The sequence below is a fragment of the Clostridium sp. UBA4548 genome, from assembly GCF_002387895.1.
Classification (GTDB): Bacteria; Bacillota; Clostridia; order Clostridiales; family Clostridiaceae; genus Clostridium_J.
Window position 1 is genome coordinate 1 of sequence record NZ_DGLI01000009.1, and the last position, 21,992, is coordinate 21,992.

Genomic DNA, 21,992 nt, shown 5'->3' on the forward strand with positions numbered 1-21,992 from the left:
ACAGACTTATTTACACACTCTCATTTTTGCTAAGAGTCTTTGCTTTTATCTTTTTCACTATCCTTAGATTTATTCTTAGAATTATCTTTACAACAATAATTACAATAATCTTTATTCAAATCATTCTCAGGTACATCATCAAAATTTGGCATAAGTATCTGATTATAGCTACTAGCTAAAGCTACAGTGGTTGCTTTTCTTATTTTTAGTTCAACCTCATCAATACCTCTTGATCTTATATAAATAATAAGTACATTCTCTCTATCAGTATTCCTTACAGTAATGAGTCCTCTATCATCGAGATAGTAAAGTGCAGCAATTATTTCACATCTTCTTTCATCAGGAATTATATATTCTTGCCTTTGTATATTCCTATAATCACAAACACAAAATAGAAACTCATATAGTTCCAAAAGTATTTGTAGCCTGAGCAACTCTCTCTCTATCTGAAGCATAAGTATAATCACCTACCGTTGATTAAGCCATTGATTAAAAGACAGTGGTGACCACTCGCCAATAGGTACTGGTACAAAACCAGGATTTAAAGGACTTCCTTCAATTAATGGAGGAGCTGGAGTGAGGGGCAGTCCTATATCAAGAGGTTCTTCTATGAGGTCTAAACTTCCAATTACAGGACCACGTGTGCTCCAAGCTACAATTCTACCATCTCGGTCAAGAAGATTGGTGTCTAGGAGCAGTCCAATCCATTTTTGACTTTTTACTGACCAAATATACCTATTAAAAATATATGCTACCCATTTTAAGTTTCTGTCAAAAACATAAGAACGATCTACTAACCATCCAACAAAACTAGCATTTCTATCATATAGGGGATCAATTATTTGAACCATTAACTACACCTCCAGCTACTTCATTATTTTCAGTTATAGGTATTAATATGTTTTCAAATAAGGCGGAAATAACAAGTTGACCTGCATCCGTTAGATAATCTTCAACTTCCTCTATTCCACGACCAAGAATATAAGCAGATACAGTTTTATCCTTTTCTATATTAAAGAAAATCCATCTTTGAAAATTCAGGAAATAAAGTGCAGCAATTATTTCAATTCTACAATCCTCTGGTACAATATAGTCAATATTTACACATACTTCATAACCATAGGTAAAAAAATCCCTATAAAGTTGAAATAGAAGACTGTATCTGAGTAATCTGCGTTTTTCTAATGTTAATAAATCCATTAAATACCTCAGCAATTATAGTGTTTATATATAATATGTATATATTTTAATTTTGATTGTGTGAAAATTATAAAGTGAAAAATATGGATTCAGCAAAAATGTGAATAATTATTTGTGAAAAAATGTGACATAAAAATGTAAAATTGTACTTTCAGAAAATGAAGATAGATCTAAGTTTAAAATATTCATACAAAATTAAGGACAAACTATGGAATTAACTTTAAAAATTGGTATAATGGAATAGTAATTAATAAAATAATTTAATTTTAAGCTTAATTATTTTTAAAAAAAAATAAAAATGTAATTAGTTTACTACAAGAAACATAATTCAATTGCTAAAAATAATCGAAATAACATGTCAAATATACTAATACACTTATATGCTATCTAAATTAGTTTATTTTTAATAGTTTATGTAAAAAAGTAAGTAATCTTGAAAATTTATAGATAAAAAACTATTATATATTAAAAAACTACTATATATTAAAAACTATGATAGGAGTTAAAACTATGTTGGAAACCATATTAATAGCATTTATAGTTGCTAAATTAAAAGGATACAATATTAAATTAATATTTAAGTCGTGGGGGATATATCCAATAATAATATTTGAACTATTTTATGTTTTTATGCAAATTTCAGTCTTTCTAGGCAACTATGATTTTATAATATATAGTGGCATATATAAGAAACTTTATCTTTACTCATTCATATTTTTAATTATAAAACATAAGCAATATATTAGTGCCATTATTGGATCAGTATGTATATTCATTGGGACTATATTGAATAATATTGCAATAACTGCAAATAATGGAACAATGCCTGTATTTCCTACATTATCTTATTACACAGGATATGCAACTAAGGAAGCTTTTGATAAAATTAAAGATATACATGTATTAGGAAATGAGGCTACTAAATTAAAATTTCTAACGGATATTTTTGATGTAGGCTATAGCATTATAAGTATTGGTGATATTTTTATTAGATTATTTGCATTTTTAATTATTTATAGCTCAATAAAATATGTGAACAAAATACAAAGGACATAAAGGGAGAATTTTAACGTGATAAAGTTAACTATTTTTGAATTTTTTATAAGAGGAATACCTGAATCAATTTTATTTATTTTTACAGCATATGCAATTTCTAAAACTACCATAAACTACAAAAAATGTTTGTTATCTGGAATCATTCTTTCAGTTATTGGATTTGTCACAAGATATTTACCCATTAACTATGGAGTACATACTATATTGAATCTTTTTGCGTTTATAATACTATCCTATAATATTAATAAAATCGATTTAGTTAAGGCTATAAAGGCTGGTGCTATTTCCATGTTTCTTCAAAGCCTTTGTGAACTTATAAATATTGGTATTATTCAATTTTTATTCAAACAAGATATGGATTACATACTTAGTGTTCCTAAGCTAAAAACCCTGTATGGAATTCCATCTTTGCTTATTTTTGGTGCTATAGCAGTCGCTTACTATAAAATCACTAAAAAAAGAAGAAAATAATGGTGAGATTAAATGGAAAAAATATGTAAAATATTTGCGGAAAAGATTACTTTAGAGTTAAATCTTGAAAAAAATAAAAAAGAAGTAATTGCATATGGAATGTTTGCTTTACTACAAATGACTTTATCTATAGCCTTAGTAATAATATTTGGAAGTGTTTTTAATGTACTTATAGAGGCTTTGATAATTTCCTTTACCACAAGCATACTAAGAAAATATTCTGGAGGAGTTCATGCAAACTCATCAGGAGCATGCATAATTATTGGAACAATCATATGTATTGGGCAAGCATTTATAATAAAAGTATTAACTGGTTATGACATTAATTTAAATTTAAATATAATGATAGGTTCGCTAATTTTTATATGGAGTTATTATACAGTTTATAAATTAGCACCAGTGGATAGTCCAGCTAAACCAATAAAGAAAGAAGCGAAAAGAAAACGGATGAGAAAGGGCTCTATTATAACTTTAACTGCCTATTTGATTATTGTAATTATAAGTCTTATTATGTATAGTTACACTGGTGACAGGAACTTCATAAAATATTATTTATGTATATATATTGGAGTACTGTGGCAGGTATTTACACTTACGACTTATGGGCATTTTATGATGAAAAAAATAGATGCACTTTTTACTCATAAATTATCACAATAGGGGGGGAGAATTAAAATGAAAAAATTAAACAAAAAATTCTTAGCTTTAATAGCTACAATAACTACTATTATGGCTACTACAGTAGCAACATCAGCTTGTGCATGGTATTTATATCAACCAGAAGAGCCAGAATGTTTAAGAGAAGAATAATATGAAGTCGGATTTATCCGACTTCATATTATTATAAAAGATGAATTTTAATAAAGATAATGAGGTATCGAAATATGAAAAGACTTGAAGAGCTTAAACTGAAGAAAATAAACGAAATATTATCTATAGTAAAATTATCTTCTCTTTTATTTTCTGGAATAGCATTAATGGGATTCTTATTCGGGGGTAGAGATGGTGTAGTTAGTTCAATAAGCGCACGATTAATGCTAGCCTTTGTTTTAATAGTAATGCTTTTAGTTATTTCTATATATGCTATTTGGACATTTTCTACAATTAGTAAGTTTCAGCAGAAACATATGAAAACTATTCAGTTAATTGAGAGTATTTTATTTATCGTTGTTTTTCTTATTATAATTCTTCTTTCAGGAGGATACAGTAGCAATTATAAGCTTTTATTTTTGTTTATTATCATCACAACAACTATACAAGCAGGTATGAGAGATGGAATTATCATTTCTTTAGTATGTTCAGCAATTATACTTGTAATGGATTTAGTGTATGTGCCAAATACACTAGTAAATCCATATTTTGAAAATGATTTAGTTCTTGCTGGAATTTTTATTCTTACAGCTTGGCCACTAGGGTTTTATGTGAAAATTGAAGGTGAGCATATTGAAATGCTTACAATTCAAGCTAATAAAGATGGACTTACTGGATTATATAATCATAGATATTTTCATGATACATTAAGAGAGAAAATAATATTATCAGAAAGGGATAACCAACCTATTTCGATGATAATTATGGATATAGATTATTTTAAGCATTATAATGATCTTTATGGACATCAAAAGGGAGATGAAGTGCTTAAAAATATAGGGATTTTATTAAAGGAAATTTCAAGATCAAAGGATATAGTAGCAAGATATGGTGGAGAAGAGTTTGCTCTAATACTACCTAATACAAATGAAAACGAAGTGATTAAAATTGGAGAACACATACGAAGGAATATTGAGACTACTTATTTTGAAGGTGAAGAAAATCAGCCTAATGGGAAACTTACAGTTTCTGTAGGAATATCTGTTTTTCCTGACAAAGCTAAAAATGATATTGATTTGATAAAAAGTGCCGATGATGCATTATATAGAGCCAAGTTTTTTAATAAGAATAGAGTAGAAATATATACATCTATATTGGATGAATTAAAACAAGATATTGAAGAAAAACACATAGATTTAGTTACCTCTATAAAAACTCTTATAAGTGTTATAAATGCCAAGGATAAGTATACCTATGGACATGTTGAAAGAGTTGTAGTTTACTGTAGATTAATTGCAGATAGATTAAGGTTAAGTGAAGATGAGAAAAAAACTCTTATATATGGAGCTTATATGCATGATATAGGTAAGATAAATATATCAGAGGATATATTAAATAAAAAAATGCCTTTAACAAATGAGGAATGGAATATATTAAAACAACACTCAGCAAATGGCGTGGAAATAATAAAACCAGTGGATTCTCTTGAATATATTTCACCTTTGATCCTATATCATCATGAAAGATATGACGGTAAAGGATATCCACATAACTTGAAAGGTGAGGAGATACCTTACCTTGTAAGAATATTAACAGTTGTTGATAGTTTTGATGCTATGACTTCTAATAGACCATATAACAAGAGAAAGACCTATGAAGAAGGAGTAGAAGAACTTAGAAGATGTAGTGGAACTCAATTTGATCCTGAAATTGTTGAGGAATTTGCAAGTGTAATACTTGAGAATCAGGATAGGATAGGTAAATAAGATTTAAAGTCAAGATAGTTGAAGGAAGCTAAGTTAGTAAAGTGGGTACTGTAGTTATATAAGCAACGTAGTATACAAGGAATTACAAATACGAAGATAATTTTTTTATTTATATGTATCTTACAAAACTTATGGTATAATATCACTGTAAAACTAAATATAACTAGGGGGGCCAGATAGGCTGGCTGAGATTAAGAACCTTAATTCTTTGACCCTTTAACCTGATCTAGGTAATACTAGCGTAGGGAAGTTGCGTGGCAAAGCTATTTTTTAGCATTGCTATAAATTATCAAAGTGTAATTTGAGCATAAACCTATGGGTTTATGCTTTTTTTTATTTTAATAGCTATAATCCAATTTATTTGATAGCGCAAGTTTTCCACTAGTAATAAGCTCGAGATGGTTATTATCTAACTAAACTTAAGAACCGTGATTGAAGTCCTATTTAGAAAGTATTAGAACAAACTTCTTTGATTAACAAGTTAAGAATTCGAGAAGATATACATGATTTAAAAAACTGAATAAGGCTATGCTAAAAATTCACTTCTTGGCTTGGTTAAACAAAATTAATAAAAGTACAATAAATAATTATTTTTAGGAGGCTTTAGTATGGAAAAAATGGAAGTAAAGCTAGGAAGTTTATCATTTTTCACATTGTGGTTTGGTGCAGCTATATCAATAGCAGAGATTTTTAGTGGAGGACTTATTGCACCACTAGGTTTTAAAAAAGGGGTTTTGGCTATTTTAATTGGACATTTTTTAGGAACTTTTATTTTTGTGCTAGGAGGAATTATTGGAAGTAAGGAAAAAATATCAGCCATTAATTCAACAGAAAAGTCCTTTGGAATATATGGAAAGAAGCTTTTTGGTATATTAAATGTTCTCCAGTTGGTTGGATGGACAGCGGTTATGATTAAATCAGCTTCATCTTCTTTAAATGCAATTTCAGTGGAGCTATGGCAGTTTAATAATAATATAATTTGGTCAGCTTTTATTGGGGTCCTTGTAATTCTTTGGATTTGGTATGGTAATAAGGGTATTAAATATGTAAATGGAGTAGCAGTAACTTTACTTTTAGGCTTGATGCTATTTGTTGCATATTTTATATTTAAGGACCCAGCTGAATTGAATAAAACAGTAGAAGGAGCAATGTCTTTTGGTGCAGCAATAGAAATTTCAGCAGTTATGCCTCTATCCTGGTTACCACTTGCAGCGGATTATACTAGACAGGGTACAAGCGTTAAGAAGGATGCTATAGGAAGTTTCTTAGGATATTTTTTAGGAAGTTCCTTTATGTATATAATTGGATTAGGTGCTGCTATTGTTATTGGAAATTCTGACATAGGTACAATTTTATTAGGTCTTAACTTAGGAGTTATAGCTTTAGGAGTTGTAGTACTATCAACAGTTACCACCACTTTTTTAGATGCATATTCAGCAGGAGTTTCATTTTTAAGCATAACGAATAAGTTTAAAGAAAAGTCTGTGGCAATTTCCATGACTATCATTGGGTTTGGGTTAGCCTTGTTCTTTCCAATTGAAACCTATGAAAGTTTTTTATATGCTATAGGATCTGTATTTGCACCACTGTTTTCTATAGTGCTAACTGATTATTTTATTTTGAAGAGAAAGTTAGAGAAATCAATTAAAGTTGATCTAGTAGCACTCTTAAATTGGATAGTTGGAGTAGGATGCTATTATGGCTTTGTTAAATTGGATTTTGTTTTAGGAGCTACAGTACCAGTAATGATAATTATATCTACACTTTACATTGTGTGTAGAAAGATTTTTAATTCAAGAAAACTTATTATCGAAGATAGCAATCGTATATCATAGAAATGCAACGGAGGGGTATTATGAAAAATTTATTAACTATAGCAGGGTCAGATTCTTGCGGAGGAGCTGGAATACAGGCTGATCTAAAGACTTTCTCAGCTCATGGAGTTTATGGCATGAGCGCTATTACAGCTATAACTGCTCAAAACACTCAGGGAGTTTTTGCAGTTCAAGATATTAATCCTGAAATAATTGAGGCTCAAATTGATGCCATTTTTCAAGATATAGAAGTTCATGGAGTTAAGATTGGTATGGTATCGCAAATAGAAACTATTAAGGCAATAGGTAAGAAAATTAAGCAGTATAATCCACCTAATGTGGTAGTAGACCCTGTAATGATTTCAAAAAGTGGATATGATTTGCTCAAACCTGAAGCAAAGGCTACTTTAATTAAAGAATTAATACCATTAGCAAAATTAATCACTCCAAATCTTCCAGAAGCTGAAGCAATTACAGGAAGGAAAATTGAAACTTTAGAAGATATGAAGGTTGCTGCAAGAGAAATTTATAAAATGGGAGTTAAAAATGTACTTATTAAGGGTGGTCATTTGCCAGATAGAGCGGTAGATGTGCTCTATGATGGAGAAGAATTTACCTTTTATGAGATGGACAGGATAGATACTAGAAATACTCATGGTACTGGTTGTACTCTTTCCTCTTCCATTGCCGCTAATTTAGGAAAAGGACAAGATATAAAAACTGCCTTAAAAAACTCAAAGGAGTATATAACTTTAGCTATTAAGCATTCAATAGAATTAGGAAAAGGTGTTGGGCCTACTAACCATTTTTATTCTTTATATGAAAAGGCAGGGATATTAGAAGAGTAGTTTTTTTATTTGCTTATTTATGTATTTGAGTACACTAAAACTTAACATAATATCTTACCTAAAGGCTCAAATACTAGTGATAAGTTTTAACTATGTGTTTTTCAATGAATTTGTTAAGTATATTAGGTTAGTAATGAAGATAAAATGAATATTATAGAAGGAGAGTTTGAGATGAATATTATAAAGGAAGTTATTAATGGTTTAAGAGAAGTAAAGGAAAAAAGTCCTTTGGTGCATCACATAACAAACTATGTTACTGTTAATGATTGTGCAAATATTGTACTAGCATTAGGGGGTTCTCCAGTTATGGCTGATGATATTAAAGAAGTTGAAGAAATGGTTTCTTTTGCATCGGCACTAGTTATTAATATTGGAACTTTAAATGAAAGAACTATTAATTCTATGATCAAGGCTGGAATTAGAGCGAATGAGTTAAATATTCCTGTAATATTAGACCCAGTAGGCGTAGGGGCTACCGCTTTGAGAACAAAAACTGCTAAGGTATTATTAGAGAAAGTTAAGTTTGCTGTAATTAGAGGTAATATGTCTGAAATAAAATTTATTGCTGGTATAGATGTAGATATTAAAGGAGTAGATTCAGTAGCTAGTGATGAGGGTGCATTAGCAATAGCACAGAATTTAGCTAGAAGATTAAGTACAGTGGTGGCAATAACTGGAGCGAGAGATACAATAACAGATGGGAAAAGATATTGTTTAGTTGACAATGGACACAAAATCCTGTCTAGAGTTACAGGAACTGGTTGTATGAGCACATCTTTGATAGGTACTTATATGGGAGTAACTCAAGATTCTTTAATATCAGCAGTTGCCGGCATTATAACAATGGGCATTGCAGGGGAAAAGTCTTATGAATCCTTGAAAGAAGATGAAGGTATAGGGACATTTAAAGGAAGACTTTTTGATAATATATACAATTTTAGTGAAAAAGACTTAAAATCAAGGGGGAAAGTTACTTATGAATAATATAGATGTATCTCTTTATGCAGTTACAGATAGAGGGATTTTAGGAGAAAAAGATTTATATTTGAGTATAGAAGAAGCAATTGAAGGTGGAGTTACTGTATTGCAACTTAGGGAAAAAAATATATCTACTTTGGAATTTCACAATATTGCATTGAAAGCCAAGGCTATAACTTCTAAGTATAAGGTGCCTCTAATCATCAATGACAGGATTGATATTGTTATGAGTTCTGATGCTGATGGACTTCATATTGGACAAGATGATATGCCACTAGCTATTGCCAGAAAAGTCCTTGGTAAAGATAAAATAATAGGGGTGTCTGTTAGAACTTTAGAAGAAGCCTTAGCTGCTGTGGAAAATGGAGCAGATTATTTAGGAGTTGGAGCAGTTTACCCTACAGGATCAAAGGATGATGCTACTTTAGTAGGATTAGACATTCTTAAAGTTATAAAGGAAAATGTTAAAATACCAGTGGTTGCAATTGGAGGAATTAACGCAGATAACTGTAGACAGGTCATGAGTTTTAAGGCAGATGGAGTTGCGGTTATTTCAGCTATATTTGGAAAATCTAATATAGGTGATGCTTGTAAAAATTTAAAAGATTTAGTTCTACAAAAATAGAAAGTTTAAAGGTTATACTAAAGGGAACTTATAGTCCTTTAGTATAACCTTTTTTGGTTTTAACTTTATTCCAAGATTTTATGCTGTAAAGTGTAATTAATGCAGTTCCACATAGAAGTAAAACTATTGTAAGTGTGGACATATGGAAGCTATAACCTAAAATACTATAAATAATAACCCAGGGAATATGAGTTAAAAGAACTATAGTAACATATTTTGAAAAGGAAATATCTAAGGTTGATAATAGTAAACAAAGCAAATCACCAGGAGCTATGGGGCAAAGAAGACCAATAGTAAAAACTTTAGTCCCACTATTGTTTAGTAGTTGGTGAAGATTAGGATTTTTCTTTATTAGCCAGCTTTTAAGATTATCACCAAGGAAATACCTACCTGCTAAAAATACTAATATCAAGCTAATTAGGTATGCAAGGGTAGAAAAAAATATTGCTTTTACAGGAGGTAAAATTAAACCACCTAAAACGCAAAATACAGAGCCGGGAATCCCCATAAAAACCCTTACAATAGAAAGAATCATAAAGGTTAGTAGAGTAGAATTAGGATTACTAAGGACAATTTTTTTTAGACTTTGTAAATCACTAGGTATCAACTTGAATTTATATAAAACTATAAGTAGAATAACATATAGAAATAGAAAAATAACTTTGTAGTTTACTTTGAGTTTTAGCAGTTTAGTCATAAATTTAAGCTCCTTGTATATTTATTGGTAACTAACTTCATAGGTATAAAATTTGTATAACTTTTTAATAAATAAGAATTTAAACACGCTATGGAAAGATAAATTTTCTATACTATAAAAACATATTTTTTTAATAACACATTTATAACAACTTTTAAATTATTTTTATAATTAATTGTGAGAATTAAATGAATCCATACACATATCTCAATTTATTATATATGTAATTAGGACTTAAGTCACTATAAAAAATTACTATGTAGCCCTAAATTGCATATTACAGAATATGCAATTTAAGTAGCGTATGGAGTTTCATATAAAATTTAATGATAACAGTGTATTAAGCCCTCTAGAAATCAAATAATATTGATTAAAAAGAAGGTATACAAAAGTACCTATAGTTTAATAAAGGATTTATTCATAAAAAGTAAGAGAAGATAGGAAAAAATTGGAGTTGTAAATGATAAAGATTATCATTTACAACATTAAGCAACTATGTTATAATTTGATTACGGCTGACTGGCGCCAAATTATTACCGCGATAATTAATTAGAGCGGCAGAGAAATATTCCTGTAAGCTCTTCAATAACAGGAGGAATAATATGGCGAAATATATGGGACCTAGATTTAAAGTTGCAAGACGTCTAGGAGTAAATGTATTTAATCACCCAAAAGCATTAAACAGGGGTGTAAAAAAACAAAAGCTTTCTGAGTATGGAGAACAACTACTTGAAAAGCAGAAATTAAAAGCATACTATGGTGTGTTAGAAAAGCAGTTTAGAAAAATAGTTTTTGATTCAATAAAATCAAAATCGAAGACTGAAGATATGTTGGTTCAAAGTCTTGAAAGAAGGCTTGATAATTTAGTTTATAGACTAGGTTTTGCAGCTACTTTAAGACAAGGAAGACAAATGGTGAATCATGGACATATTTTAGTAAATGGTGAAAAAGTTGATATTCCTTCCTATAAGGTTAATGTGGGAGACATAATTACATTGAAAGAAAAGTCTAAGAAGACTTCTATGTTTGTAACTAATTTCACAGACACTATGATTTCAGTACCTTATTTGGAGAAAAATGTTGAAGCATTCTCAGGAAAATTAATAAGACTTCCAAACAGTGAAGAAGTCCCTGTGGAAGTTAAGTATTCAAAGATTATAGAGTTTTATTCTAAAAATTAATAAACTTATGTGGTGCCTCAAAATTTGGGGTGCCTTTTTGTTATCTGAAATTAAATGCATACACTTATAATAATAGAAGAACCATGAGAATTATATTGAGGTAAATTTTAAAGTTATAAATGAAAAGTTTAATTTTCAAGAAAATATCTAATTGTTAGGAGATTTGATAAATTATACATATAGAAATTATATTGACTTCATGGATTAATTTTGATATACTCACTTCAATGTTTGAACAACAGTTAAAACAAAATAGCGCATAAACAATATGATATAGAGGCCGCGAATTGTCAATAGTAACATATGCTTTAAGTAAGTATATGCAAAAGGGGCGTTCGCCGAAGTTTGTAACATCAAAGTTATGAATTGGGATTATACTGAATAAGTATAATACTGTCTTTAGAGAATTGCCCAATTTTCTAAAGGAGTGCTTATCATATTGGGGCAAAAGGATTATTGTTATTTATAACAGTCATGAGACCTTTTGCTCATGGCTGTTTTTGTTTTTCCAAAATAACTAATTAATAAAAAAGGGGAGAGTCCTATGAAATTATTTGGAACTGCAAGTGTAAATGACAAAGGAAATCTAGAAATAGGTAAATGTGATGTAGTGGACTTAGCAAATAAATTTGGTACACCACTTTATTTAGTTGATGAAGAGTTAATTAGAAATAATTGTAGACTATTTAAAAGTAGCTTTAGTGATAGTGACATTGAAGCTGAAGTGATATATGCATCAAAGGCATTTTTAAATTTAGCTATGTGTAAGATTATTCATGAAGAAGGGGTATCGTTAGATGTAGTATCTGGAGGGGAGTTGTACACAGCAATTAAAGCAAAGTTTCCTCCTGATAAAATCTATATGCATGGAAATAATAAAACGAAAGAAGAACTTACTCTTGCCATTAAAGCTCAAGTTGGAAGAATTGTTGTGGATAATCTTCAAGAATTATATTTAACTGAAAGATTATGCCAGGAGTTAAAAACAAAAGCTGAAGTGTTATTAAGAGTAAATCCAGGAATTGAGGCTCATACTCATGAATATATTCAAACTTCAACTAATGATTCAAAGTTTGGAATTTCTATATTTCAAGAGGAGATATGTGAAATAATAAGTAAGTTTCAAAGTAGTGACAATGTGACTTTAAAAGGATTCCATTGTCATATTGGATCCCAGATTTTTGAGGAAACCTCATTTTATAGAGAAGTTTCAGTAATGTTGCAATTTCTGGGGAAAGTAGCTAAGGAATGTGATTTTATTACTGAGGAATTAAATTTAGGAGGGGGCTTTGGAGTATATTACTCCCAAGATGATACCCCAGTTGATATTCCCAATTGCCTTCAGAATATGATTGAGACAATTAAAAAGAATGCAAAGAAGCTTAATATTAGGCTTCCAAAGATAATGATAGAACCAGGGAGAGCAATAGTTGCTAATGCTGGAACTACTATTTATAGCATAGGTGGAACTAAGAAAACCTATGGGGGAAAGAATTTTATTTTTGTTGATGGTGGTATGACAGATAATCCAAGAACTGCATTGTATGATGCCAAATATGAAGCTGTTATTGCAAACAAAGCTAACTATGAAAATAAAGAGACTTACACAGTGGCAGGAAAGTGTTGTGAATCCGGAGATGTAATAATAAAAAATATTGAATTGCCAATAGCAGAGCCTGAGGATATTTTAGCTGTATTTAGTACAGGGGCTTACAACTATAGTATGTCAAGTAATTATAATAGAATTCCTAGACCAGCAGTAGTTTTTGCAAAGGATGGAGAAGCTAAATTAGCTGTAAAAAGAGAGAGTTATGAGGATATATTAAGAAATGATGTTGAGTTCTAAAAATAAATGAAAGTTATGGAGAAACAACTTCAATTGTAAGTAATTCATGATGAGAAGTTGTTTCTTTAAATGACTAAGAAACATAAAAGGCATATAAAATGCAAATGGTATGTTTAATTTAAAGTGTGCGCATATCAATGAAGCCAAGAGATTTTACTTTATTTATACAAGAGAATACAAGAATACAAGAATATAAGACATACAAATTTAAAATAGAGTTAAGTATTTTAAATATCTCGTAGGATTAAACATCTAACTTTCAATGGTAATTATATGTATACAAGATATTTAGAATCAACTAGGAGGAATAATAATGGCTATTGTTGTACAGAAATATGGAGGAACTTCTGTAGGAACTACAGATAGAATAAAGGCAGTTGCAGAAAGAGTAATAAAGAGAAAAAAAGCCGGTGATGAGGTAGTAGTAGTGGTTTCCGCTATGGGCAAAGCAACAGACCACCTTATTAATATGGCAAAAGAGATATCACCTAATCCTAACAAAAGGGAATTAGATATGCTGTTAGCCACAGGGGAGCAGGTTTCAATTGCTCTACTTTCAATGGCTTTTCAACAGTATGGTTTTGATTCTATTTCCTTAACAGGATTGCAAGCAGGAATAAAAACAACTGGAGTCCATACAAAAAATATAATTACAGATATAGATATCGATACAGTAAAGAATTATTTAGATGCAGGGAAAATAGTAGTTGTAGCTGGATTTCAAGGGGTAAATGAGAATGGCGATATTACCACCTTGGGTAGGGGTGGGTCCGATACTACAGCAGTAGCTTTAGCGGCCAAATTAAACTGCATTTGTGAAATTTACACTGATGTAGATGGAATCTACAGTGTAGATCCAAGAGTATATCCTATGGCAAAGAAAATTCATAATATCAGCTATGAAGAAATGATGGAGATGGCAAGCTTAGGGGCTGGAGTAATGGAGACAAGAGCTGTTGAAATAGGATGTAAGTATAATATACCCATCTATGTAGCTTTAAGTAGTGAAGAAAAAAGAGGTACTTATATAAAGGAGTATGATGAAACTATGGAAGAAAAAGCAATTACAGGGCTTACAATAAATGATGATATTTTGATGGTAACAATAAACAATGTATTACATAAATCTAAAAATGTATCAATTATATTTAATAAATTAGCAAACCACCATATAAATATTGATATGATAAGTCAAACGGCACCTTTACATGATTATGTTAATGTATCCTTTACAGCTAATTTAGAAGATGAACAAGCCATTGATGAAGTAACTACAGAGCTAATGGATGAAATGCCAGATATCGAAATATATAAGGATTCTAATGTGGCAAAGGTATCTGTAGTAGGAATAGGAATGAAAAAACAATCAGGAGTTGCTGGTACTGTATTTAATATTTTTGCGGACAATGATATTGAATTTAAGCAGGTAACTACTTCTGAAATAAGCATTTCCTACACAATAGATTCTAAGGATACTCATAAGGCAGCTCTAGTACTAGCAAAAGGCTTAAATTTATAATTACATTTAATAAGGTGCTTATAAGAATTTATTAATAGTTTAATTTAAGAATAATATTGACTATAATGGAAAAAAGTACTAATATATATTTATATGGGTTAAATATAGAGTTCTTTTTAGAAATTTTAATTTAATCTCTAGAGCCTTTGAGAGGGATAGGAGATTAATTCTATTCCAAAACTAAAAGCGAGATAAAATAAATTCGGAGGTAAGGGTAATGATTATAATGTTCTACTTTAGTATCCAGTAATAATTGTGCAGAAATTTCACAAGCCTTTAAGTTATGAGGTTTATTTGTGATGCACAAAATAATTTATTACTACTAAATACAATGTTTCATTAGTAAAATTCGTAGATTGTATAACCTATAACAAGTTACTGATTGTTATAAAGTTAAAAGTTTATGAAGGTGTTTGCTGAAACAATGAGTAGAACAACATTAATTACAATCCTTTGAATTTAATTAAAATTTAAGCTTATTAAAACTATTAGGTTTGCTGTAGTTATTCCATTTAATATTTGGCTTTGGAATAACTAAGTAAATATTTTGGATATGGGTTATAAAATAGTAAATATTCTATTTTGTAATCACCATGATAAAAGCAGCGGTAGTTAGTTAATAAAGTGTTTTTAATTAAATAAATGATGATTAATGTCATGGTGTTTTTACTCCATGGCATTTTTATTAATCATTTTATAAGTCTACAAAATAAAAGATATTGATTGTCTATTAACTAATTGGTAGGTTAATTTATTTATAAAAGCTATTCTATTTTAGTGCTTTTATTTTATGAAATGTCATTACCGAAGAAGCTAGTACTTTGTAGATATTTAATGCTATAACTTTAAAAATATATAGAAAGTTATGTGTTAGAAAAATGAGTTGAAAAGGTTGTAAGTGAATGGGGGTTCATTTACAGCCTTTTATTTTTTAGGGGAGGGGAAAATATGAAAATACCATTAAAGGAATACTTAAATTTATTATCAAAATACTTAAAGTCACAAATTACAAGTGTTATATTTTTAGCAATTATATTAGCTAGTAATATAGCTCTACAATTAGCAAATCCACAAATATTGCGTTACTTTATTGATGAAGCAACTAAAGGGGACACAACCAAAGGGCTAACTATAGCTGCCATAATATTTATTGGAGCAGCTTTACTTCAACAGGGTTTTAATTTAGTAGCTATGTACTTAAGTCAAAATGTGGGCTGGAAAGCTACTAATGGATTAAGAGTCGACTTAATCCAGCATTGCATCAAATTAGATATGGAATTTCATAAGGAACATCAAGCAGGGGAATTAATTGAGCGAATAGATGGGGATGTGAATGCATTATTCAACTTTTTTTCTAAGTTTATTCTTAATGTACTAACTAATGGGGTGCTTCTAATAGGTATTCTACTATTGCTTCTTAGAGAAGATTTAAGAATTGGGCTTAGTTTGGGAGGTTTTGCTGCAATAGCACTTTGTATACTTTGGTATTTGCAATCCACAAAGGTAGAGTCTTGGGTAGTTGATCGTGAGGCATACGGAAAGTTATATGGGTTTATAGGAGAACAAATTACAAGCACAGAGGATATTAGAGCTAATGGTGCTAGAAATCATGTGATGAATAGATTTTATATAATTCTAAGAAAGCTACTACCAATTACTACAAAGGCAGTAATGAACTATTATAATATGTGGTCCGCTACTTTGATAGTGTTTACCATAGGAAATGTTATTGCCTTCGCTATGTCTGCATATCTCTTTTTAAGTGGAAGTATAACTATTGGAACTGTATATCTTATTTTTAGTTACACAGAGCTTTTGGCAAGACCTATAGAGCAAATTAGGCAGCAACTACAGGATTTGCAGAAAGCAGGAGCTAGTATTGCCAGAGTTAAGGAACTTTTAAACACTAACTCCAAGGTTATAGAAGGGTGTAAGGTTTTAGAGTCAAAAGGTGCAATAGAAGTTAAATTAGACAAGGTTTATTTTAGCTACGAAGAAGAAGCACAGGTATTGAGCAATATAAGTTTACAACTACCTAAAGGTAAAATTTTAGGGGTTTTAGGACATACAGGTAGTGGAAAGACTACCTTAGCTAAACTACTTGTAAGACTTTATGATGCAGATGCTGGAGAAATTTACTTGAACAATGAAAATATTAAAGCTTTAAGCTTTAAGGAGCTTAGAAGAAAAATAGCTTATGTAACTCAGGAAGTTCAACTTTTTCAGGCTACGGTAAGAGATAACCTGTCCATGTTCAACGGCGATGTAAAAGATGAAGAAATAGTAAATGTTCTTTATGATGTGGGATTAAACCAATGGTATGAAGGATTGCCTAATGGTCTAGATACTATACTTCAGGCTGGTGGAGGAGGACTATCCGCGGGAGAAGCTCAGTTATTAGCTTTTGTTAGAGTATTCTTAAAAAATCCAGGGTTGGTTATTCTTGATGAAGCAACCTCTAGATTAGATCCAATAACAGAACAGTTAATAGAAAGGGCCTTAGATAAGCTTTTAAAGGATAGAACTTGCATAATAATTGCACATCGTCTATGGACAGTACAAAGAGCCCATAATATTGTGATTTTAGATAGAGGTACTATAGTAGAGCAAGGACAGCGAGAGGTTTTGGCGAGGGATGCTGATTCTAAGTTTTATAATTTATTACAAAAAGGTATGGAGGAGGTGCTTGTGTAATGGAAGTAAAAAAGGATAAAAACACTCTTTACTATATGTGGAAAATGATAACCTATAGACCATGGCTTTATTTATGTAACTGCATACTTTGGACTATAATTCATATTTCACCTTTAATACCAGGGCTTTTAGCTAAAGAGTTTTTTGATAATTTAAGCGGAAACGCAAGCTTAAATGTTGGTATCTGGGGTCTTTTAGTTTTAATGATAGTAGTTACACTTATGAGAGTAGTTTTTATTACTATTGGAGGAAGAGTAGACATAATTCATAGGTTTAATATGAGTGGTCTTATCAGGCGAAATTTGCTACAAGGAATACTAGATAAACCTGGAGCAGCATCGATAGCTTGTTCAGCAGGGGAAGCAGTAAATTGTTTCAGAGATGATGCAGACCAAGCAGAAAATTCTATTAGCTGGACCTTGGATGTAATAGGGAGTGCGGTTTTTGCTCTAGTTGCTATAATAATTTTGTTAAATATCAATGTAAAAATTACTTTGTTAGTATTTACCCCTTTAGTACTAGTGGTAGCTTTAGCACAAAGGGCTGGTGAGAGAATAGAAAAATATAGAGAAGCATCAAGGGACGCCACAGCCAATGTAACAGGTGCTATGGGAGAGATCTTCTCCTCAGTTCAAGCAATTAAGGTAGCTGGTGCTGAAAAAGATATTCTAAAGAATCTAAATAAGTTAAATAAAGTAAGACACACCCTCACTTTAAAGGATAGCATTTTAAATCAATTAATGCAGTCTATATATGAGAACACTGTAAGTTTTGGAACAGGTTTAATACTATTGTTAGTTGGTCAATCTATTAGAGCAGAGAATTTCACCGTAGGAGATTTTGCTTTATTTATCTACTATTTAACTTTTGTTGCTGATTTCACTCAATTTTTTGGCTCCTTTATAGCTCATTACCAACAAACTGGTGTGGCTTTAAGAAGGATGATACAGCTTTTGCAAGAAAGAGATGGGGAAGGATTAGTGAAGCATAGCCCTTTATACCTAAAAGTAGAGCCAGAAGAGAAGATTAAAAATGAAAGTCTGAAGGAGGAAGGTAACACTAAAATATTAGAAAAATTAAAGATTAAGGATTTAACCTACACCTACGAAGGCGCAGGCAATGGTATAAAAAATGTGAGTTTTAATATAAATAAAGGAGATTTCACTGTAATTACAGGACGTATAGGTTCTGGCAAAAGCACTTTAGTGAAAACTTTACTTGGATTACTACCAAAAGAAAATGGTGAAGTTTACTGGAACAATTCAAAGGTTGAAGAACCAGCAGAATTTTTTCTTCCTCCTATAAGTGCATATACTTCCCAAGTACCTAATTTATTTAGCGACACTGTAAAAGAAAATATTCTTCTAGGAATTGAAGAAAATCCCGTAGAACTAGACAAGGCAATTAATTCTGCTGTGCTAGAAAGAGATATAGAAACTTTACCTAGAGGGTTAGAAACAATAATAGGTTCTAAAGGAGTAAAACTATCAGGTGGTCAAATTCAAAGAACCGCAGCAGCTAGGATGTTTGCACGGAAAGCAGAGTTATATGTATTCGATGATATTTCTAGTGCTTTGGATGTAGACACAGAAGTTACCTTATGGAATAGACTGTTTAATGATGATAAACCTACTTGTCTAGTGGTTTCCAATAGAAAGTTTGTACTGCAGCATGCAGATAACATCATTGTAATGAGGGAAGGAAAGATAGAAGCCCAAGGAACCTTAGAAGTATTATTAGAAAACTCTGAGGAGATGAAGCAAATTTGGAGCATAATTCAATAGTAAACCGTCATAGCCATAAAGCTTTAAGGGCAAATAAAGTATAGTTAATAAAAAATTAATGAAACCTTCAAGAAATGTTTGACATAAATGTAAAATCATGATAAAATTGTTTTTGTTGATAATATTTTAAAAGGAGGTCGTTTGTATATGAAAAACTTTTATTTAACAGTAATGAACAAAAATCTAACTAAATTAAATAATTTTAGAAGCGACCTGTGTGAGAAAGTTTAAAATATAAATTTTGATATTTTAAAGTCATAGGGTTGTGAAACTCTATGACTTTTTATATGTATGATACTATTGTGATATAAAGAGTCATGGTATGTCTTTATGCTTTTAAAGCTAAAAGATGTACTGTGATTTTTTTATTGCTTTAATATAGAAAAAAAACACTTATAAGTATAAAAATTCCAAAAGGGGGTAATAATATCAAAGCTTTAGATATATTTCAGTACAATTTAAATTATGAAGGAGGTGATAATTTATGAAAGCTATATTAAATTCTATATTTGGAGAAAAATCATACAATGGCATAAAAAGTATGTGGGATGTGATCATGGACACAAATCACAATAAAAATCAAAGGATTGAAAATATTACTACGTTAAAAATGTAATAGGAAGTTATTGTTACACAAATTAGAAACTTATAATATTCATGTAAAAGTTGGGAAGTATCATAGGGTATATATGTAACGTATATAAACAAGTGAGAACTTATAGAAAAATGATAGCAACTTTCAGTGAATGAATATCATAGTTCATAAAATCAAAAATAAGGAAGGTTGATAAGTATGAAAAATATAGTAATGAATTTATTAAGTAAAAGTTATAATAGTTATGATAAGTGGAGTTATATAAAAATCAAAGAGCGGAAAAATTACTTGTGGATTGATAATATTCATAGCTTTAGAATGTAAGAAAAACAGTTCATATGGATTATGAAAACAAAGAAGATAATTGCATATTCAATTAACTATAAAAAATCATCAATGGAATCCCTATTAAATTATGGAGGAAATTGATGATTTTTATTTACTTATAATAGGTTAATGAGAGCAAAGTATTCAGTTATTACAAAAACTGATAGGTGCTATTTGTTTCATAAATAATATGTATTGGTAAAATATGAAAGATACTATTAAAATTATAAGTGTAGTAAATATTAGGCCCCTTGGTCAAGTGGTTAAGACGTCACCCTCTCACGGTGGAGTCAGGAGTTCGATCCTCCTAGGGGTCACCATGATGGGGTATAGCCAAGTGGTAAGGCACTAGATTCTGACTCTAGTATTCGTAGGTTCAAATCCTGCTACCCTAGCCAATACTTTTTCGGCTTAATTTTAAGGAATTTTGTTAATTTATTTAAATATTTATTAGTTGGATTTTTAGTGTTGAGTCTTAGGAGGTATTATACTTGGATAGAGATACGTTAAAATCTTTAGATGCAGATACAAGGGAAAAGATTATGAGAGAAGAACTGGGAGAGGAAAAGTGCAAAATAATTGATAAGTACAACCTTCACCCAAATCAAAGACTCTATTGGGAAAGACGGCAAGAGAAATATCCTATTCAAGAATATTTCAGTCATAATTTAGCTTTGAAAGCGACTCCTTTGGGTATGGTATTTCAAATATATAGATTATGTTATGCAAAGACCAAGTATTTTGAAAGCAATTGGTATAACTTTAAACCCTGTACTTATAACCACAAGCAAGGGTTTGTGGAGGCTGAAATTCATGAAATGGAATATATTAAACAGTTAAGTACAGGAATTGTTATTGATTTAAGAGAGCTTGCAAAAATTAAATGGCTAAGTGAATTTAAGGAGCTTTGCAAATATTTAGAAGAAAGACACAAGGAAGGAAATAAGGAATAACTTTAATAATCTTCTTAGGAAGTTGGTTTATTTTTTAGATTTTCAAAACTCATATAGTTAAGTATTGTACTTAAAATTGGATAGCAATATTCTTTAATATTCTAGCGTAATAAAGCTAAGGATAGAAGTTAGTAATATAATAATGAGTCCCTTATAGCAAAAGCACAGTAGANNTCTACTGTGCTTTTGCTATAAAATTTATTATATTTCTTTTAGTAATATTTCTTCTAATGCTAGTCTAGGTCTTTGTGATGGATCTTGATCTGGATAACCCACAGGAATTAATGCAACCGCTTCATATCTTTCCTCAAGATTTAGCATGCTATGAAGCTTTTCCTTATCAAACATCATAACCCAGCAAGTTCCAAGACCTAAGTCTGTTGCCTTAAGTGTAATATGATCAATTGCAATTGCTGCATTTAAGGTTAGGTAAGCTTTAATTGCATTTTCATCCAAGGTAGCCTTTCGTTTTGAATAATCTTCAGAAGATTCGTCTGCTTTTTCTAGAGGTGTATCAGTGAAGGCTTCAGCTTCTCTAAGCTCTTTCATTCTATTACCTTGAGACATAACAGATTGCTTATCTATAAGTGCTACAATTGTTAGTGGAGCTTGTGAAACGAAAGGTAGAGGTGTGCATCCCTTTAATTGCTCTCGAGCTTCTTCACTTTTTATTATGATGTAACGAGTAGGCTGAAGATTTGTTCCAGAGGGAGCAAGTCTAGCTGCTTCAATTAACTGGTGAATTAGATCTTCAGACACTGAATCAGTTTTAAACTTTCTTATACTTCTTCTACTTTCTACTGCTTGTTGTAATTCCATAATAGACCT

At 30.6% G+C, this 21,992-nt stretch carries 21 protein-coding genes, 2 tRNA genes and 2 riboswitches; of the genes, 18 read left to right on the plus strand and 5 right to left on the minus strand.

Annotated features, from left to right (window positions below; translation table 11 throughout):
- Positions 1-29: 29 nt before the first annotated feature.
- From B3040_RS03025 to B3040_RS03035, 3 genes are read right to left on the minus strand one after another with little or no spacing between them, the layout of a single operon-like run.
- Positions 30-455: a hypothetical protein gene (locus B3040_RS03025; RefSeq protein WP_291570056.1), complete on the minus strand. Its 426-nt coding sequence runs from the start codon at positions 453-455 to the stop codon at positions 30-32.
- Positions 456-467: 12 nt separating this feature from the next.
- Positions 468-851 (minus strand): 4-fold beta flower protein, encoded by a 384-nt coding sequence (locus B3040_RS03030; protein ID WP_291570058.1) that lies wholly within the window; start codon positions 849-851, stop codon positions 468-470.
- A complete protein-coding gene (locus tag B3040_RS03035; protein WP_291570060.1) occupies positions 835-1,200 on the minus strand; it encodes a hypothetical protein in 366 nt (121 codons plus the stop codon). Before B3040_RS03035 ends, B3040_RS03030 begins: the two co-directional genes overlap by 17 nt.
- A gap of 510 nt (positions 1,201-1,710) precedes the next feature.
- Between B3040_RS03035 and B3040_RS03040 the strand changes: the two genes are divergently transcribed.
- The 9 genes from B3040_RS03040 to thiE all read left to right on the plus strand — a co-directional run bounded on the left by B3040_RS03040 (position 1,711) and on the right by thiE (position 9,568).
- On the plus strand, positions 1,711-2,256 hold the full coding sequence (locus tag B3040_RS03040) for a DUF5317 family protein (RefSeq protein ID WP_291570062.1): 546 nt from the start codon (positions 1,711-1,713) through the stop codon (positions 2,254-2,256).
- A gap of 15 nt (positions 2,257-2,271) precedes the next feature.
- Positions 2,272-2,727: a hypothetical protein gene (locus B3040_RS03045; protein ID WP_291570064.1), complete on the plus strand. Its 456-nt coding sequence runs from the start codon at positions 2,272-2,274 to the stop codon at positions 2,725-2,727.
- Between the two features lie 12 nt (positions 2,728-2,739).
- A complete protein-coding gene (locus tag B3040_RS03050; RefSeq protein ID WP_291570065.1) occupies positions 2,740-3,387 on the plus strand; it encodes an accessory gene regulator ArgB-like protein in 648 nt (215 codons plus the stop codon).
- A gap of 15 nt (positions 3,388-3,402) precedes the next feature.
- Positions 3,403-3,537, plus strand: a complete 135-nt coding sequence (locus tag B3040_RS03055) for a cyclic lactone autoinducer peptide (protein ID WP_291570067.1) — start codon at positions 3,403-3,405, stop codon at positions 3,535-3,537.
- A gap of 74 nt (positions 3,538-3,611) precedes the next feature.
- A complete protein-coding gene (locus B3040_RS03060) occupies positions 3,612-5,303 on the plus strand; it encodes a diguanylate cyclase (RefSeq protein ID WP_291570069.1) in 1,692 nt (563 codons plus the stop codon).
- A gap of 155 nt (positions 5,304-5,458) precedes the next feature.
- A riboswitch (TPP riboswitch) is annotated at positions 5,459-5,568 on the plus strand.
- A gap of 343 nt (positions 5,569-5,911) precedes the next feature.
- Entirely contained in the window at positions 5,912-7,138 is a 1,227-nt protein-coding gene (gene cytX, locus B3040_RS03065; protein ID WP_291570071.1) for a putative hydroxymethylpyrimidine transporter CytX, read from the plus strand.
- Between the two features lie 20 nt (positions 7,139-7,158).
- Entirely contained in the window at positions 7,159-7,965 is an 807-nt protein-coding gene (thiD, locus tag B3040_RS03070; RefSeq protein WP_291570073.1) for a bifunctional hydroxymethylpyrimidine kinase/phosphomethylpyrimidine kinase, read from the plus strand.
- A gap of 171 nt (positions 7,966-8,136) precedes the next feature.
- Positions 8,137-8,949 (plus strand): hydroxyethylthiazole kinase, encoded by an 813-nt coding sequence (thiM, locus tag B3040_RS03075; protein ID WP_291570075.1) that lies wholly within the window; start codon positions 8,137-8,139, stop codon positions 8,947-8,949.
- Positions 8,942-9,568, plus strand: a complete 627-nt coding sequence (gene thiE, locus B3040_RS03080; protein WP_291570077.1) for a thiamine phosphate synthase — start codon at positions 8,942-8,944, stop codon at positions 9,566-9,568. Before thiM ends, thiE begins: the two co-directional genes overlap by 8 nt.
- A gap of 28 nt (positions 9,569-9,596) precedes the next feature.
- Here thiE and B3040_RS03085 read toward each other — a convergent pair whose 3' ends face one another.
- Positions 9,597-10,265 carry a TVP38/TMEM64 family protein gene (locus B3040_RS03085; RefSeq protein ID WP_291570080.1) on the minus strand — a complete coding sequence of 223 codons (669 nt, stop codon included), beginning with the start codon at positions 10,263-10,265 and terminating at the stop codon, positions 9,597-9,599.
- 602 nt (positions 10,266-10,867) lie between these two features.
- On the opposite strand from B3040_RS03085, the gene rpsD reads away from it, so the two are divergent.
- The 9 genes from rpsD to B3040_RS03130 all read left to right on the plus strand — a co-directional run bounded on the left by rpsD (position 10,868) and on the right by B3040_RS03130 (position 21,164).
- Complete coding sequence (rpsD, locus tag B3040_RS03090) at positions 10,868-11,446, plus strand: 30S ribosomal protein S4 (RefSeq protein WP_017416301.1); 579 nt, start codon at positions 10,868-10,870, stop codon at positions 11,444-11,446.
- A gap of 266 nt (positions 11,447-11,712) precedes the next feature.
- Positions 11,713-11,886, plus strand: a riboswitch (Lysine riboswitch).
- Between the two features lie 104 nt (positions 11,887-11,990).
- Positions 11,991-13,292: a diaminopimelate decarboxylase gene (gene lysA, locus B3040_RS03095; protein ID WP_291570081.1), complete on the plus strand. Its 1,302-nt coding sequence runs from the start codon at positions 11,991-11,993 to the stop codon at positions 13,290-13,292.
- Positions 13,293-13,605: 313 nt separating this feature from the next.
- Complete coding sequence (locus tag B3040_RS03100; RefSeq protein WP_291570083.1) at positions 13,606-14,811, plus strand: aspartate kinase; 1,206 nt, start codon at positions 13,606-13,608, stop codon at positions 14,809-14,811.
- Between the two features lie 948 nt (positions 14,812-15,759).
- On the plus strand, positions 15,760-17,505 hold the full coding sequence (locus B3040_RS03105; protein WP_291570085.1) for an ABC transporter ATP-binding protein: 1,746 nt from the start codon (positions 15,760-15,762) through the stop codon (positions 17,503-17,505).
- On the plus strand, positions 17,505-19,289 hold the full coding sequence (locus B3040_RS03110; protein WP_291570087.1) for an ABC transporter ATP-binding protein: 1,785 nt from the start codon (positions 17,505-17,507) through the stop codon (positions 19,287-19,289). Before B3040_RS03105 ends, B3040_RS03110 begins: the two co-directional genes overlap by 1 nt.
- 484 nt (positions 19,290-19,773) lie before the next feature.
- Positions 19,774-19,905 carry a hypothetical protein gene (locus B3040_RS03115; protein ID WP_291570089.1) on the plus strand — a complete coding sequence of 44 codons (132 nt, stop codon included), beginning with the start codon at positions 19,774-19,776 and terminating at the stop codon, positions 19,903-19,905.
- Positions 19,906-20,456: 551 nt separating this feature from the next.
- Positions 20,457-20,531, plus strand: a tRNA-Glu gene (locus tag B3040_RS03120).
- A gap of 3 nt (positions 20,532-20,534) precedes the next feature.
- Positions 20,535-20,609, plus strand: a tRNA-Gln gene (locus B3040_RS03125).
- A gap of 93 nt (positions 20,610-20,702) precedes the next feature.
- Positions 20,703-21,164 carry a hypothetical protein gene (locus B3040_RS03130; protein ID WP_291570091.1) on the plus strand — a complete coding sequence of 154 codons (462 nt, stop codon included), beginning with the start codon at positions 20,703-20,705 and terminating at the stop codon, positions 21,162-21,164.
- 201 nt (positions 21,165-21,365) lie between these two features.
- Here the strand turns inward: B3040_RS03130 and B3040_RS03135 are convergent, their stop codons facing one another.
- Entirely contained in the window at positions 21,366-21,983 is a 618-nt protein-coding gene (locus B3040_RS03135) for a nitroreductase family protein (protein WP_291570093.1), read from the minus strand.
- Positions 21,984-21,992 lie beyond the last annotated feature (9 nt).

Excerpts from the sequence above, each read along its gene's own strand:
- B3040_RS03025 (WP_291570056.1), bottom strand. The coding sequence starts at position 455 with ATGCTTCAGATAGAGAGAGAGTTGCTCAGGCTACAAATACTTTTGGAA.
- B3040_RS03030 (WP_291570058.1), bottom strand. The coding sequence starts at position 851 with ATGGTTCAAATAATTGATCCCCTATATGATAGAAATGCTAGTTTTGTT.
- B3040_RS03035 (WP_291570060.1), bottom strand. The coding sequence starts at position 1,200 with ATGGATTTATTAACATTAGAAAAACGCAGATTACTCAGATACAGTCTT.
- B3040_RS03040 (WP_291570062.1), top strand. The coding sequence starts at position 1,711 with ATGTTGGAAACCATATTAATAGCATTTATAGTTGCTAAATTAAAAGGA.
- B3040_RS03050 (WP_291570065.1), top strand. The coding sequence starts at position 2,740 with ATGGAAAAAATATGTAAAATATTTGCGGAAAAGATTACTTTAGAGTTA.
- B3040_RS03055 (WP_291570067.1), top strand. The coding sequence starts at position 3,403 with ATGAAAAAATTAAACAAAAAATTCTTAGCTTTAATAGCTACAATAACT.
- B3040_RS03060 (WP_291570069.1), top strand. The coding sequence starts at position 3,612 with ATGAAAAGACTTGAAGAGCTTAAACTGAAGAAAATAAACGAAATATTA.
- cytX (WP_291570071.1), top strand. The coding sequence starts at position 5,912 with ATGGAAAAAATGGAAGTAAAGCTAGGAAGTTTATCATTTTTCACATTG.
- thiD (WP_291570073.1), top strand. The coding sequence starts at position 7,159 with ATGAAAAATTTATTAACTATAGCAGGGTCAGATTCTTGCGGAGGAGCT.
- thiM (WP_291570075.1), top strand. The coding sequence starts at position 8,137 with ATGAATATTATAAAGGAAGTTATTAATGGTTTAAGAGAAGTAAAGGAA.
- thiE (WP_291570077.1), top strand. The coding sequence starts at position 8,942 with ATGAATAATATAGATGTATCTCTTTATGCAGTTACAGATAGAGGGATT.
- B3040_RS03085 (WP_291570080.1), bottom strand. The coding sequence starts at position 10,265 with ATGACTAAACTGCTAAAACTCAAAGTAAACTACAAAGTTATTTTTCTA.
- rpsD (WP_017416301.1), top strand. The coding sequence starts at position 10,868 with ATGGCGAAATATATGGGACCTAGATTTAAAGTTGCAAGACGTCTAGGA.
- lysA (WP_291570081.1), top strand. The coding sequence starts at position 11,991 with ATGAAATTATTTGGAACTGCAAGTGTAAATGACAAAGGAAATCTAGAA.
- B3040_RS03100 (WP_291570083.1), top strand. The coding sequence starts at position 13,606 with ATGGCTATTGTTGTACAGAAATATGGAGGAACTTCTGTAGGAACTACA.
- B3040_RS03105 (WP_291570085.1), top strand. The coding sequence starts at position 15,760 with ATGAAAATACCATTAAAGGAATACTTAAATTTATTATCAAAATACTTA.
- B3040_RS03110 (WP_291570087.1), top strand. The coding sequence starts at position 17,505 with ATGGAAGTAAAAAAGGATAAAAACACTCTTTACTATATGTGGAAAATG.
- B3040_RS03115 (WP_291570089.1), top strand. The coding sequence starts at position 19,774 with ATGAAAGCTATATTAAATTCTATATTTGGAGAAAAATCATACAATGGC.
- B3040_RS03135 (WP_291570093.1), bottom strand. The coding sequence starts at position 21,983 with ATGGAATTACAACAAGCAGTAGAAAGTAGAAGAAGTATAAGAAAGTTT.